At 41.6% G+C, this 14389-nt stretch carries 14 protein-coding genes; 11 read left to right on the top strand and 3 right to left on the bottom strand.

The window, feature by feature from the left end; all coding sequences use genetic code 11:
* Window positions 1-128: 128 nt before the first annotated feature.
* Window positions 129-1139, bottom strand: coding sequence for an aspartate--ammonia ligase (gene asnA, locus LKD41_RS12335; protein WP_022242682.1), 1011 nt, complete (start codon window positions 1137-1139; stop codon window positions 129-131).
* A 63-nt stretch (window positions 1140-1202) separates the two neighbouring features.
* Complete coding sequence (locus LKD41_RS12330; protein ID WP_022242683.1) at window positions 1203-1862, bottom strand: alpha/beta fold hydrolase; 660 nt, start codon at window positions 1860-1862, stop codon at window positions 1203-1205.
* A gap of 100 nt (window positions 1863-1962) precedes the next feature.
* Between LKD41_RS12330 and LKD41_RS12325 the strand changes: the two genes are divergently transcribed.
* The 7 genes from LKD41_RS12325 (at window position 1963) to LKD41_RS12295 (ending at window position 9520) form a co-directional block, all read left to right on the top strand.
* Window positions 1963-2451, top strand: a complete 489-nt coding sequence (locus LKD41_RS12325) for a DNA-deoxyinosine glycosylase (protein ID WP_117696752.1) — start codon at window positions 1963-1965, stop codon at window positions 2449-2451.
* A gap of 6 nt (window positions 2452-2457) precedes the next feature.
* The gene (locus LKD41_RS12320; protein ID WP_227701355.1) at window positions 2458-4215 is read left to right on the top strand and encodes a BglG family transcription antiterminator; all 1758 of its coding nucleotides are present in this window, start codon (window positions 2458-2460) and stop codon (window positions 4213-4215) included.
* A gap of 112 nt (window positions 4216-4327) precedes the next feature.
* Window positions 4328-5728 (top strand): PTS transporter subunit EIIC, encoded by a 1401-nt coding sequence (locus LKD41_RS12315; RefSeq protein ID WP_227701354.1) that lies wholly within the window; start codon window positions 4328-4330, stop codon window positions 5726-5728.
* The gene (locus tag LKD41_RS12310) at window positions 5728-6579 is read left to right on the top strand and encodes an MBL fold metallo-hydrolase (RefSeq protein ID WP_117696761.1); all 852 of its coding nucleotides are present in this window, start codon (window positions 5728-5730) and stop codon (window positions 6577-6579) included. The genes LKD41_RS12315 and LKD41_RS12310 overlap by 1 nt, the downstream gene beginning before the upstream one ends.
* A gap of 11 nt (window positions 6580-6590) precedes the next feature.
* Window positions 6591-8048, top strand: a complete 1458-nt coding sequence (locus LKD41_RS12305; RefSeq protein ID WP_227701353.1) for a glycoside hydrolase family 1 protein — start codon at window positions 6591-6593, stop codon at window positions 8046-8048.
* A gap of 203 nt (window positions 8049-8251) precedes the next feature.
* Window positions 8252-8731, top strand: coding sequence for an S-ribosylhomocysteine lyase (locus LKD41_RS12300; RefSeq protein WP_117946762.1), 480 nt, complete (start codon window positions 8252-8254; stop codon window positions 8729-8731).
* A 90-nt stretch (window positions 8732-8821) separates the two neighbouring features.
* Window positions 8822-9520 (top strand): 5'-methylthioadenosine/adenosylhomocysteine nucleosidase, encoded by a 699-nt coding sequence (locus LKD41_RS12295; RefSeq protein ID WP_227701352.1) that lies wholly within the window; start codon window positions 8822-8824, stop codon window positions 9518-9520.
* A gap of 186 nt (window positions 9521-9706) precedes the next feature.
* Here LKD41_RS12295 and LKD41_RS12290 read toward each other — a convergent pair whose 3' ends face one another.
* Window positions 9707-10402 (bottom strand): lytic transglycosylase domain-containing protein, encoded by a 696-nt coding sequence (locus LKD41_RS12290; protein ID WP_227701351.1) that lies wholly within the window; start codon window positions 10400-10402, stop codon window positions 9707-9709.
* 161 nt (window positions 10403-10563) lie between these two features.
* Here LKD41_RS12290 and LKD41_RS12285 point away from each other — a divergent pair, with 161 nt between their 5' ends.
* The 4 genes from LKD41_RS12285 (at window position 10564) to LKD41_RS12270 (ending at window position 14358) form a co-directional block, all read left to right on the top strand.
* On the top strand, window positions 10564-11280 hold the full coding sequence (locus tag LKD41_RS12285; RefSeq protein ID WP_022242692.1) for an AzlC family ABC transporter permease: 717 nt from the start codon (window positions 10564-10566) through the stop codon (window positions 11278-11280).
* Window positions 11270-11605: a branched-chain amino acid transporter permease gene (locus tag LKD41_RS12280; protein ID WP_022242693.1), complete on the top strand. Its 336-nt coding sequence runs from the start codon at window positions 11270-11272 to the stop codon at window positions 11603-11605. Before LKD41_RS12285 ends, LKD41_RS12280 begins: the two co-directional genes overlap by 11 nt.
* 87 nt (window positions 11606-11692) lie before the next feature.
* A complete protein-coding gene (locus LKD41_RS12275) occupies window positions 11693-12391 on the top strand; it encodes a response regulator transcription factor (protein ID WP_022242694.1) in 699 nt (232 codons plus the stop codon).
* Window positions 12388-14358: a sensor histidine kinase gene (locus LKD41_RS12270; RefSeq protein ID WP_227701350.1), complete on the top strand. Its 1971-nt coding sequence runs from the start codon at window positions 12388-12390 to the stop codon at window positions 14356-14358. Before LKD41_RS12275 ends, LKD41_RS12270 begins: the two co-directional genes overlap by 4 nt.
* Window positions 14359-14389 lie beyond the last annotated feature (31 nt).

Genomic DNA, 14389 nt, shown 5'->3' with positions numbered 1-14389 from the left:
ACATCAGTTTAAACTCATAACTATAACGCATAAAAACACCCTCCTTACTGGTTGTCCAGTAAAGAGGGTACATATCATATCCGAAAAAGATATGATACCGGGGATTTAATATTTACGAATAGTTCGTTTTACAATAACTGGATACCTGCATCTGCTGCAGCCTTGCACATGTCTTCCGGCCAGAGAGAAGACTGGACTTCTCCGATATGGGCCTTACGAAGGAAGAACATACAGATACGGGACTGTCCGATTCCTCCACCGATGGTATATGGAAGTTTGCCATCAATGATTGCTTTCTGGAAAGGAAGCTTAGCACGTTCCGGGCAGCCTGCTTTATCAAGCTGTGAGAGCAGCGCAGCCTTGTCTACACGGATTCCCATGGAAGATAATTCCAGAGCAATATCAAGGACAGGATAGTATACTAAGATGTCGGCATTTAAAGACCAGTCATCGTAGTCCGGGGCACGTCCGTCATGACGCTCGCCGGATTCTAAGACATCACCAATCTGTAAGATGCAGACAGCACCCTTTGCCTTGGTTATGTAATATTCACGCTCCTTTGGAGTGTTTTCAGGGAACATATCCTCTAATTCCTGAGTGGTAATGAAGAAGATATCATGCGGAAGAATCTCTTCAATATAATCGTACTGGATAGCCATATATTTTTCTGTTTTACGAAGACATTTGTATACAGTACGGACAGTATCTTTTAAAGTTTCCATGCTGCGGTCTTTCTTTGCAATGACTTTTTCCCAGTCCCACTGGTCTACGAAGATAGAGTGGATATTATCTGCGATTTCATCGCGGCGGATAGCATTCATATCGGTGTAAAGACCTTCGCCCTCTTTGAAATCATAATGCTTTAAGGCATAACGTTTCCATTTAGCAAGAGAGTGAACAACTTCTGCTTTACGCTCATTCTGTTCTTTGATGGTGAACGTAACCGGACGTTCCACACCATTTAAGTTATCATTTAATCCGGAATCAGGGTCAACGAAAAGTGGTGCTGAAACACGGGAAAGGTTTAAACGCAGGGAAAGCAGATTCTGGAAGAAATCTTTCACTGTTTTAATCGCAATCTGTGTATCATGCAGGTTAAGTTGAGACTGATAATTTTTTGGTATAATCAGATGTTCCATAATAGCTCCTTTTTCATTTTGGTCTGCAATTATTATAGCACAGCAATTCAAGTTTGCAATGGATTATTTGTTTAAAAAAGAGTACAGAAGCGGATATAATTTATCACTGTGTTCAATATAACTTCCATGACCTTCTCCCGGAACAATAACCAGAGTGGCATGCTCAATATTTTCTGCAATCTTTTTTGTAACCTTTTTCTTGATTAAATCTTTTTCGCCGGCTAAGACAAGGGTTGGAATCTTGATTTTATGTAAGTCCACCGGCTGGATATCTGGCTCATTGAGCATCATTGTGGAAAAAGGATTCGGATTCTTTTTGCATTCCCTGCGGATGCGGCGGTAGTCTCTTCCTTTGATGTCCTTTGGCGTCAGGTTTGCACCGCTGATCATAAGCTTGGAGAGCTTATCCGGGTATTTCGAAGCTAAGAGAAGTCCGACGATACCGCCGTCACTGAAGCCATAAAAGAGAGGGGCCTTTAATTCTAAGGCATCAATAAAAGCTGCCATGTCGTCTGCCATATCCATGTAATGAAGTTCTTTTGGAGAAGCAGAAAGACCGTGACCTCTGGAATCGATGGCATAAACGGTGTAATGTTCGGCAAGCTCCGGAATCAGTACATCAAAAATTTCGTGGGTTTCGCCATTTCCATGCACGAGCAGGAAAGGCTGCCCTTCGCCATATTTTTCATAATAGAGAATCTGACCATTTAATTGAATATACATAATGATTATCGTCCTTTAAAATTGATTATTTTGTCATTCTATTTTATAGTAAAGGTAATTCAACTTTTTTAGTGTAGCATTTTATAAAGGAGAAAACAAGATGGAGACAGAACATGTTATGCATACTTTTGCCCCGGTATACGATAAAAAATCCAGAGTATTAATCTTAGGCACGTTCCCGTCGGTCAAGTCGAGAGAGAACCGGTTTTACTACGGCCATCCGAGAAACCGCTTCTGGAAAGTAACGGCGGCAGTATGCGGCTGTGAGGTCCCAGAGACGATAGAAGAAAAGAAGGCATTTCTTCTTGAAAATCATATTGCTATCTGGGATGTTATTGCATCCTGCGACATAGCAGGATCTTCAGACAGCAGCATAACAAATGTTGTGGCAAATGATATTGAACGGCTGTTAACGGAGGCTCCCATCGAGGCTGTTTTCCTAAATGGCGCAAAAGCATATGAATTATTTATGAAATACTGTTCCTGTAAGGATAAGGCAGAAATCTGCAAGCTGCCGTCCACCAGTCCTGCCAATGCTGCATGGAGTCTGGAGCGGCTGATAGAAGAATGGAAGAAAATCAGGAGATAGGATGAAATGTATACAGACAGACAGTTAAAGATTATAGCGGTCTTAAAAAGTGCAGATGGCTGGATGAGTGGTTCCCTTCTGCGGGAAAATATCGGGGTGAGCAGCAGGACACTGCAGATGGATATTAAGGCAATCAATGAGAAACAGTCAGGAGAGCCTCTGATACAGTCTAATAACCGGCTGGGGTATCTTTTGAAAAATAAGATTGCATTAGAGCAGGAACAGAAAAGTTACGGACAGGAGAACTATGTGCATTCCAAGCAGATTATTACTTTGCTGCTGTTTGAAAAGGAGTATACCAGTATTGGAACGATTTCTGAGCGATTATTTTTTTCACGGTCATCTGTAACTTCTGACCTGCCGCAGGTAAAGCGGATTATAAGCCGCACGCCGGGGGCAAATCTTTTGGTATCCGGACAATATGGACTTAAGATTCAGGCATCGGAGAATGTAAAGAGAATCATGTGCATGAAGACCATGCAGAGCAGACAGGATTATCATATGTTGTTTTCGGAAGAAGAGATGGAGCAGTTTGCAGAAAATCAGAAGAAGTTACAGGCTGTTCTGGCAGAAGTATTTACCAGAAACCAGTTTATCGTATCGGGAGAAGCCTATCATGATTTTGCACGTTATCTGGCAGTATGCATGATGCGAAGCCAGATGGGATTTCCGGTAACAGGGGAAGAGGATGGCACAACTGAAATGCCTGGCAGACTTTCTACTGAGCTGGTAGATGAAATCGAAAAGGTGTGCACCTATCGGTTTAAGGAGAAGGAAAAGCAGAATGTAGAGGCACGGTTAAAGGAATTGAATATGGTCTGTAAGGAGACGGACATTCAACTGGATATGCTGCAGAAATTAGAAGTATTTATCCAGCGGGTGCAGGAGGAAACCGGACTTAAATTGCAGGTGGAGCGGGACCTTTTAGAGGTTTTATCAGACCATGTGTCAAGAATGGAACTCCGGATTCAGAATGGACGTAATAATATCGGTAATCATACTAAAGAAATGGCGAAGCGGTATCCGCTGGAAATGCATCTTTTAAGAACCTGTTTAAGTCCTGTTTTAAATACAGAGATTCCGGATGCGGAAATGGGCTATCTGGTGCTCTATTTTGCATCTGCCATTGAACGGAACAGAAGAAAGCCGGATATTTTATTTATCAGTGACCAGAGTGCCAGCAGCATTTATAATGTGCAGAATAAATTAAAAGGCTTCTTAGGGGAGCGAATCAGTGAGATAACAGTTATCCCGGAATATTTATTTGAACAGAGAAAGGAGCGGTATTGCCGGAATTACCAGCTTCGGATTACATCGGAAAAGGAGCTGGTATTAAAGGATACTTCCTTTACTTATCTCGATCTCTTTGCAGACAATGAGCAGATTATGCGGCTGGGGAGAAATGTTGATAAGCTTGAAAATAACTACTGGAAGGAAAAGGAAGAAAAGCTCCGGAAAAAATATGGCACAAAGGACAGTCTGTACTTGATAGAAGAAGTGGCAGACTTTGATGATTTAAAGAAAAGAATCGGCTATGAATATCAGGAACAGAAGGTGTCGAAGGAGACCATCGGAAGCAACCGTCTTTCTATGATTGACCATGAGCAGGATGGCAGAAATAAGATTTATCGCATTTATCTTAAAAAGCCATTTTCTTATGGCGGTAAGCAGATTACAGAAGTTATTGCAGCACATTATGGCGGAGAAGGGGATATGATAGAATTCTTTGACTATGTAAAAGAGCTGTTAGGTGGACAGAGCTAGGCAGAGGATTTCGCTATTAGTGACGCAAAAGTATAAATTTCCTGAAACATAAAAGCACGGTATAATAAGCTTAACAAAATAAATGCGGGTCATTTATGAAAGGAGAATGTTTATGGGAAAAAATTATGAGAAGCTGGGAGATGAAATTATTACCCGGCTGGGAGGAGAACAAAATATTACCAAGCTGTTTCACTGTGCTACAAGACTTCGTTTTCAGCTTGCAGATATGTCTAAGGCAGACCTGGAAGGAATCAAGAAGCTGCCGGATGTCATGGGTGTAGTAGAAAGTGTTGGCGGTGTTCAGGTTATCATTGGAAATGATGTAGCATCCGCTTATGCTGCAATTGTAGCAAAGCATAAGATTGAAAACAGCAGTGATGGCAAGAAGGTTGAAAAAGCAGATGCAGCACCGGAGAAAAATGGAATTGTATCAAAAATTCTCAATGTGCTTTCTGCCATTTTAGGACCGGCAATTCCACTGATTATGTGTAGTGGATTGATTTCAGCATTACTGATTATTTTAACCAAGTGCGGACTGAGTACAGAAGGCACAACCTATACCATCGTCAGCATGGTTGGAAATGCAGCATTATATTTCCTGCCGGTATTACTGGCATATACTTCTGCCAAGAAATTCGGCTGTGATATTATGACCAGTGTTTTCCTTGGTGCAATTATGATTAGTCCGACATTGATTGGATTAACGGAGCAGGGAAGCTTTGTATCACTTTTCGGACTGCCGGTGAAAACAGTAAATTACAGCTCTACCGTAATCCCGATTATTTTAACCATCTGGATCTTCAGCTATGTAGAGAAGCTGGTAGTTAAAATTGTTCCAGCAGCAGTTAAATTTGTATTTAAACCGTTACTGTCTGTTATTATCATGATTCCAGTTATGTTATGTATTACCGGACCAATCGGAAGCTATTGTGGAGACCTTTTATGCAAAGCACTGACTGCAATCAATAATGTAGCACCTTGGTCTTCTGTATTAATTGTTGGCTGTCTTGCACCACTTTTAGTATTAACCGGAATGCATCTTGCATTGATTCCGCTTGTAATGTCCATGTTTGCAACAGCAGGATATGATAATATGTTATTTGTTGCATTTATCGGAATGAACTTCTCACAGTTCGGTGTAGCATTAGCTTGTATGTTAAAAACTAAAAATAAAAACCTTCGTACACTGGCATCTTCCTGTGCAATTACAGCATTCCTGGCAGGAGTTACAGAGCCTACCCTTTATGGAATCTGTGTACGAATGAAGAAACCTTTGATTGCTACCTGGATTGCATGTATAGTAAACGCAATCTTCTGTGCAATCTTCAGCGTAAGAGTATACAGCTTCGGCGCTCCATCCTTCTTTACAATGCCGATTTTCTTAAATCCGGATGGAACGATGAGCAACTTCTATTTTGCAATTGCTGCAGCAGCAATTACCATTGTAGTAAGCTTTGTATCAACCTGGGTGTTAGGATTTGATGACAGCATTTATGGAGAGGAAGCAGCTTAATGGAAAAAAGTCTGAATGTAGTGGAAAAAATATCGGATCAGCTTTATGTGATTACGGAGACAGAGAGTGTGCATTGTTATCTTGTTATAGGAAGTGATAAGGCAATGCTCTTTGACATTGGCTATGGCTATGAAAATATCATGCCACTGGTTCGTACAATTACAGATTTGCCGGTTATGCTGGTGTTAAGCCACGGTGACCCGGATCATGGTCTTGGAAGCAAATGGTTTGATGAAGTGTGGATACATCCGCTGGACTGGGGAAAGCTTCTTTGGAATGACACTACAGAGATGCGTAAAAAAGCAATGGATTACAGGGTAAATAAAATGCCCTGGACAAAAGAACTGATACCGGAAGAGTTCCCGGAGTGGAGAATCAGCAGTAAGACGAAACCTCATTTTCTCTGTCATGGAGACAAGATTTCGCTGGGAGATATTGAATTTACGGTATTACATACGCCGGGACATAGCTATGGACATATTATGCTTCTGGAAGAGGAGAAAAAATGGCTCTTTTCCGGAGACCAGATATCTGCACACAACATCTGGCATTTTCAGGGAAATGATGTGCAGGCTCCCTTCCGGAGTACACTTCACAGCTTGAAGGAGCTGGCATTAAAAGTAACAGAGGATTATAAAATTTATCCGGCACATGACATTATTCCGATTCAGAAAAATTATCTGACAGATTTGATAGACTGTTTCGAATGGGAACTGCAGGAGAATTATAAAAAGGATGCACCATTCCATTCTTTTGCAGGAGACGGTTATCAGCATTTTTATCAGACTGTAAATCTCATATATTCTGATGAGCGGCTGGGTGAATTCCTCGGAAGGAAAATAGAGCGATAGGGGGAGTGTAAGTGGAATTTAAAGAAAATTTCTTATGGGGCGTAGCCACTGCTGCGAACCAGTGCGAAGGAGGATATTTAGAAGGAGGAAAAGGACTTACCATACAGGACAATATAAAAGGTGGCGGAATCGGAAGACCACGGATGTTTCGCAGTACCATGGAAGAAGGAGCATTCTATCCGAGCCATGATGCGGTAGACCATTATCATCATTATGAGGAAGATATCCGCCTTTTGGCGGAGATGGGCTGCAAATGTTATCGCATGAGTATCAGTTGGGCAAGAATTTTTCCAACCGGATGCGAAGAGGAGCCAAATCAGGAAGGACTTTCCTTTTATAAGAATATTTTTACTCTGTGCAAATCCTTTGGCATAGAGCCGGTGGTGACATTAAGCCACTTTGAAATGCCGTGGTATCTGGTAAAAGAAAAGGGTGGTTTTGCAAACAGGGAAGTAATTGATGATTTTGTTCGTTATGCCTGTTGTGTAATGAATTATTTTAAAGAAGAGGTACATTACTGGCTTTTATTTAACGAGATTAACTTTGGCGTAATGCCAATGGGTGCTTATAAGTCGCTGGGGCTGATTGATGGGAAATATCTCGGCGGGGAAGCATTCATTTCTCTTAAATCCATGACCGTAGACGAAAAAGTAAGATTCCAGGCATTACATCACCAGTTTATTGCCGGAGCAAAAACGGTGATAGAAGCAAGGAAAATCAGCTCGGAAATAAAAGTGGGCTGTATGATTGGACACATTACGCAGTATCCGCTGACCTGCCGGCCGGAAGATATGTTAGAGTGCCAGCACAAAGACCGGCTATTAAATAAATTTGCCGGAGATGTAGCCGTGTTCGGCAGTTATCCGTCTTATATGAACCGTTATTTTAAAGAACATCAAATTACGATTCAGAAGGAGCCGGAGGATGATGGAATTTTAAAAGCAGGCTGTGTGGACTTCTATACCTTCAGCTATTACATGACAAACTGTGCCACGATAGATGATGCAGCAGAGCAGACCGATGGAAATCTTTTGGAGGGAGCCAAGAATCCGTATCTGACCGCCAGTGAGTGGGGCTGGCAGATAGACCCGAAGGGATTGCGCTATACATTAAATGAACTTTGGGATCGCTATCATCTTCCGATGATGGTGGTGGAAAATGGATTTGGTGCACCGGATGAAGTCGGTGCAGATGGAAGCATCCACGATGATTACCGTATTTCCTATCTCAATGACCATATCGCAGCAATGGGCGAGGCAATCGAGGACGGTGTAGACCTGTTCGGCTATACCATCTGGTCAGCCATGGATATTGTCAGTGCCGGAACCGGCGAAATGAAGAAGCGTTACGGGCTCATTTATGTGGACAGACATGATGACGGCAGCGGAGATTTTAAGAGAATCCCAAAAGACAGCTATTACTGGTATGCAAAGTGCATTCAGGAAAACGGAAAAAATATTACCGCATAAAGGATGGTGGAGATAAAAAGTAAGATGTGTACGAAGAGTATGCATCTTACTTTTTTACGCTGCAACGCATCCGTAAGAAGCTGCCGGTGGCAGGTTCTGCAGGTGAGTAGCAAGAAATCTTGTGGGTTACTGTTAGAAAATTTGACACAATAGAAAATGCATGATAAATTTACTCTGAAAAAAGAGAAAGAAGGAAGAAGCACATGGAGAAAATCGCAAGCTTTACAATTGACCATATTAAACTGCAGCCGGGTGTCTATGTATCAAGAAAGGATGCCGTAGGAGACAGTACAGTAACAACCTTTGATTTAAGAATGACATCACCGAATGATGAACCGGTTATGAATACCGCAGAGGTGCATACCATAGAGCATCTTGGCGCAACCTTTTTAAGAAATGACGCAGAGTATGCCAGCAAAACCGTATACTTTGGACCGATGGGCTGCAGAACCGGCTTTTATTTGCTGCTGGCAGGAGATTATACATCCAAAGATATTGTGCCACTGATGATTCGCATGTTTGAGTTTATCCGTGACTTTAAAGGTGAAGTACCGGGTGCGAGTCCAAAAGACTGCGGCAACTATCTTGATATGAACCTTGGTATGGCAAACTATCTGGCAGACCGCTATTTAAACAATGTGCTCTATCATATTGATGATGCGCATCTGAATTATCCGGCGTAGAGAATGCTTGGAAAATTTGCTTTAAAGCAGATATGAAAAATGTATTGCGTAATGCATAAGTAGGAAATCGGCAGAAAGAGGAAAGAAAACATGAGTAAAATCGGAATTATCGGAGCTATGGAATTAGAAGTAGCAACATTAAAGAAAAATATGGATACAGACCAGATTACAAAGAAAGCCGGCATGGAATTTCATGAGGGTAATTTAAAAGGAATGCCGGTAGTAGTGGTACAGTGCGGTGTAGGAAAAGTAAATGCAGCAATGTGCGTGCAGATTCTTGCAGATTTATATGATGTAACACATATTATCAATACCGGTGTAGCAGGCTCTTTGAATCCTGTATTAGATATCGGAGATATTTTAGTATCTAAGGATGCTATTCAGCATGACATGGATGTGACACCATTAGGCTATACAAAAGGACAGATTCCGGGATTAGAGCAGCTTGCTTTTGTGGCAGATGAAAAGTTGTGTAAGACTGCCGTAGAGGTATGTAAAAAAGTAAATCCGGATATTCATGTAACAGAAGGCCGCGTAGTAAGTGGTGACCAGTTTATTTCCAGCAAAGAGATAAAGGATGCATTGATTGCAGAATTTCATCCGGACTGTACGGAGATGGAGGGAGCCTCCATCGCGCAGGCAGCAACTTTAAATAACATCCCATATGTAGTCATTCGTGCAATTTCAGATAAAGCAGATGGCTCTGCACAGGAGGATTATCCAACTTTTGAAAAGAAAGCAGCAGAGCATTGTGCAAAGTTAGTACAGGAAATGATGAAGGAGCTGTAAGAATCTTTGAATTGGGTAAAAAACCGCAGAAATGCCAGCCTTTTACCCTGACGAGAGTCAGCGAAGCCAGAATTCCCAGCTCCTCCAGGAATCCGCAAAAAAAATACAACCCGGATATTTGTAATGCCCCTAAAACTATGCTTTTTAGGAAGCAACAAATATCCGGGTTGCATTTTTGCAGTCATCTTACATAAATTTCATAAACATATTCAAAAAACGTAAATAATCATCATAATTAAAGAAGCGGTCAAGAATATCCTGCAGGGCATCCTGTTCAAGGGAATCCCACTGGCTGACAGAAAGGGAATTATCTATAGTGCCTGCATTGTAGGCAGCATTGCTGTTTGAACTTGCAGCAACGGCTGTTCCGTCCGGAAGAGTGACACCTTCCTGCATATAGCCGGTGATCTTGGCTACATAATTCTGGGTTTCTTTAAATGGAGGAATTCCACCGTATTTTGCTACGTTGCCGCTGCCTGCATTGTAGGCGGCAAGAGCAAGGGAGGTATCTCCGTTGTATTTATTTAAAAGCTCGCTGATATATTTGGCACCTGCCATAATATTCTGTTCCGGGTCATAAGGGTCGGTACAGCCAAAATAAGAAGCAGTGGAAGGCATTAGCTGCATGATGCCCATGGCTCCTGATTTGGAAGTGGCATTTGCCTGAAAATTGGATTCCTGCTTTGCCATGGCGGTCAGAAGAGAAACAGAGACACCATAGGTATCGGAGGCTTTTTGAAAGATAGATGCAAGGGAATTGTTGCCTGCATTATTTAAATAGGATTCAAAATTATTTACACCGTTTACAGAGGTTGTGGAAGCAGCGGTACTTCCAAGCGCAGCGGTAATCGGATCAATCTGCATGGATAGAACTCCTTTCATAATCTGAAATTCTTCTTTCTCATTAAGATGCGAATTCCAGGCTGTGTATTAAAATTACAATTTATTCTAGTATAGCATAAAAAACTTGTTTTTTGAAGTCTCATATTGTAGAGTTATTGTGTTTGATGTAGAAAGGGCAAATTAGAAAGAAGGATTACAGAATGAAACAAAATGGCTATGTCAAAGCAGTGAAGGCAGCATTTCCGTATACGATACCGGTATTGACAGGTTATCTTTTTATAGGAATTGCATTTGGCGTGATGTACCAGGAAAAAGGCTACAATTTTCTTTGGGCAATTCTGATGAGTATCTTGGTGTACGCCGGAAGCGGACAGTATCTGGCTGTTAATTTCTTTGCACCGGGAGTCAGTTTCCTGCAGATTATATTCTTAGAATTTATGGTAAATATCCGGCATGTCTTTTATGGACTGTCTTTAATAGAAAAATTCCGTGATATGGGAAAAAAGAAATTATATATGATTTTTTCCCTGACAGATGAGACCTATTCCTTATTCTTTATTACAAAAGTGCCGGAGGGCGTGGATGAGCACAAATTCCTATTTTCCATTGCGTTGTTAGACCAACTTTACTGGATTATTGGCTCTGCCATCGGAGCCATTGCCGGAACGCTGATTCCGTTTGACACAACGGGTATTGATTTTGCCATGACAGCATTGTTTGTCGTAATTTTTGTGGAGCAGTGGCTGACCAGCAGGAATCACTTGCCGGCGCTGACCGGAATTGCAGCATCCCTTATCTGCCTGCTTATCTTTGGCAGTGATAATTTCATTCTGCCATCCATGATTTGTATTATGATAATTCTTTTATCCGGTCGTAAGGTGATGGAAGAAAAGGAGGTAGCGGAAAATGCCGATTAGCGTGGAACGGTCGTTATTAATTATTGTGGTTTGCGGATTGGTTGTATTTACAACAAGGGCAATTCCGTTTGTATTATTCAGCGGGAAAAAAGAAATTCCGGAAATCGTAAAATATCTTGGAAAAGTGCTGCCGCCTGCAGTTGTGGGAATGCTTGTTATTTACTGCTTAAAGGCAGTAAATGTAGTGAAGTTTCCCTTTGGTCTGCCGGAATTTATTGCAGTTTTCGTAGTTATCGTTTTACATGTGTGGAAAAGAAATAATTTACTGAGCATCGGTGTGGGAACCGTGCTTTATATGGTGTTGATACAGACAGTATTTGCGTGATGTTAAAGAAATCTTAAAGACTTGGTGCCTTGGTTCTTAAAGGTTCATTCGATACAATAATGGTGTACTTGGAAAGGGGAAAAGAAAATGTATAACATATTGATATGTGATGATGAACCGGATATCGTGTCCGCGTTAAAAATCTATCTTGCATCGGATGGCTATGGAATTTACGAGGCTTATAACGGTCGGGAAGCAATTGAAATGATGCAGAAAACAGAGATACATCTTGTGCTCATGGATATTATGATGCCGGAAATGGACGGCATCCAGACCATGGTGAAGATTCGTGAGAACAGCAATGTCCCTGTGATTTTCCTGACTGCAAAAAGTGAAGACAACGATAAGGTTTTAGGACTTATGGTGGGAGCAGATGATTATATTACCAAGCCATTTAATCCGGTGGAGGTCCAGGCAAGAGTAAAATCCCAGCTGCGCCGTTATATGCAGCTGGGAGGTGGAAACATGACAAAGAAGAATCTTGCCATCGGTGGCATTGAATTAGATGACAGTGCCAAGGTTGTGACGCTGGACGGAGATGCGGTGAGTCTTACCCCTACAGAGTATGATATTTTGAAACTGTTTATGGAACAGCCCGGAGTTGTATTTTCTCCAAAGGATATCTATCGCAAAGTATGGAAAGATGCGCCGTTTGGCTCAGAAAGTACAGTGGCAGTGCATATTCGCCATCTTCGGGAAAAATTAGAGTATGACCCTGCAAATCCACGATATTTAAAAGTGGTGTGGGGACAGGGCTATAAGATGGAAAGAGGAAACACGCCATGAAAAAGAAAAAAAGAAGCATCAGAAGAGCAAGCGCAGTCATTGCATTTATTTTACTGACTTCAATTGCATTTTTATCTGCAGTATTTACGCTGGAAATGATAGACAGCCAGATCTATCGAAACAGCCAGAAGGAAACAGCGGCAGACTTTCAGGAGCAGATTGGTTCCTGTCTGGCAGCAGAAATTTTTTCAGACTTTGTAAATTATGATATAGAGGATGCGCGGTCTTGTGCATACAGCCTGGCTGATGAGACGAACTTTAATTTTTATGTATTTAAAAAGAGTGTAGATACTTCCGTGGAACGAATCTGTACCATAGAAAACGGAAATCTGGCAAGCGTCATTCCGGAATACATGGCAATCGTGGGAAATTATGACAGTTATTGTTATCCGGGAATTACCATAGATGTTTTAAACAGTCCGGAGCAGATATTTACGGAAGTAGAAGAACAGGATGCAAATCTTTCAAGAGGTGATATTTATGCAGTGGCATTCTTCCCGCTGGGGGATTTGACTTATCATGATGATTTGTATTTTAAAATGAAATATATTGATTTTGCATATAAGACCCGCTATGCAATCTTTGCGGTACTTGCAGTAAGTACAATTGGAGCAGTTATTTTACTGGTTACGCTGGTACGGACTGCCGGAAAGAAGGATGAAGAGGGCAGAATACAGAGAAGTTTTATCGATAAGATTCCGCTGGAACTCTATGGACTGATGCTTTATATCGTTGCAGCCTGTGTGGCAGGATTTTTTGGAAACATATGGGGATTTTACGGAACGGACATAGGCTCCTTTGCTGCCATTGTGATACTGGCAGTATTGACAGCAACCCTGCTTTTAGTATTTCTCATGAGCTGCTCAGTAAGGCATAAGACAAAGACGTTGTGGAGAAACACGCTGTTATGCCGGTTTGTAAAATGGCTGAAACAGGCATTGTCTTATATTAAAAAGCATATGCCGTTTATTTATAAAGGTGTAGTGATTGCACTGGGCATTACTTTCATAGAATTTATCGGTGTTCTGATGCTGGAAGACAGTTACAACTGGGAGTGGATTTTCCTGGTATTTCTGGTAGAAAAGGCAGCACTTTTCCTGATATTCTGCATCATACTGGCAAATCTCAATCAGTTGAAGCAGGGTGGTGAGAAGATTGCAGAGGGTGACTATGATTATCAGATGGACACCAGCCATATGCGTGGAGAATTTAAAAATTATGCAGAGCATCTGAATCAGATTGGAAGCGGAATGCAGACAGCACTGGATGAGCGGATGAAGAGCGAGCATTTTAAAACAGAGCTTATCACCAATGTATCCCATGACATTAAAACACCGCTTACTTCTATTATTAATTATGTGGATTTGCTGACCAAAGAGGATGTGGAAAATCCGAAGGTGCAGGAATACTTGGAAGTGCTGACACGACAGTCTGCCCGGTTAAAGAAATTAATTGAAGATTTAATTGAAGCATCCAAGGCATCCTCCGGTGTGTTAAAAGTCAACTGGGAAAAATGTGTGCCGGAGGTATTGTTGACACAGGCAGCGGGCGAATATGAGGAACGGCTGCAGGCAAAGAATTTAGAGCTTGTGATTCATCATCCCGAAGAAGAACTTTCTGTTCTGGCAGATGGAAGACATCTGTGGAGAGTTTTTGATAATCTGTTGAATAATATTTATAAATATGCACAGCCGGGAACCAGAGTATATCTTGACTTAGAGCAGGATGAGAGAAATGTTTCCATCGTGTTTCGAAATATTTCCAAGAGTCCTTTGCATATGACGGGAGAGGAACTGCAGGAACGCTTTGTCCGGGGAGACAGCTCCAGAAATACGGAAGGCAGCGGTCTTGGATTATCCATTGCCCAGAGCCTGACGGAGCTTATGCATGGAAGCTTCCACCTGTTAGTGGATGGAGATTTCTTTAAGGTAACGCTGACCTTTCCACGCATTACAGAAAATGCATAAAAATTACTTTGACGGGTTGACAAGTCACAGT

The sequence above is a fragment of the Roseburia sp. CLA-AA-H209 genome, from assembly GCF_020687575.1.
In the GTDB taxonomy this organism is placed as follows: domain Bacteria; phylum Bacillota; class Clostridia; order Lachnospirales; family Lachnospiraceae; genus Roseburia_C; species Roseburia_C amylophila.
Note: the sequence above shows the minus strand (reverse complement) of the source record. Positions and strands in the feature narration are given on the sequence as shown.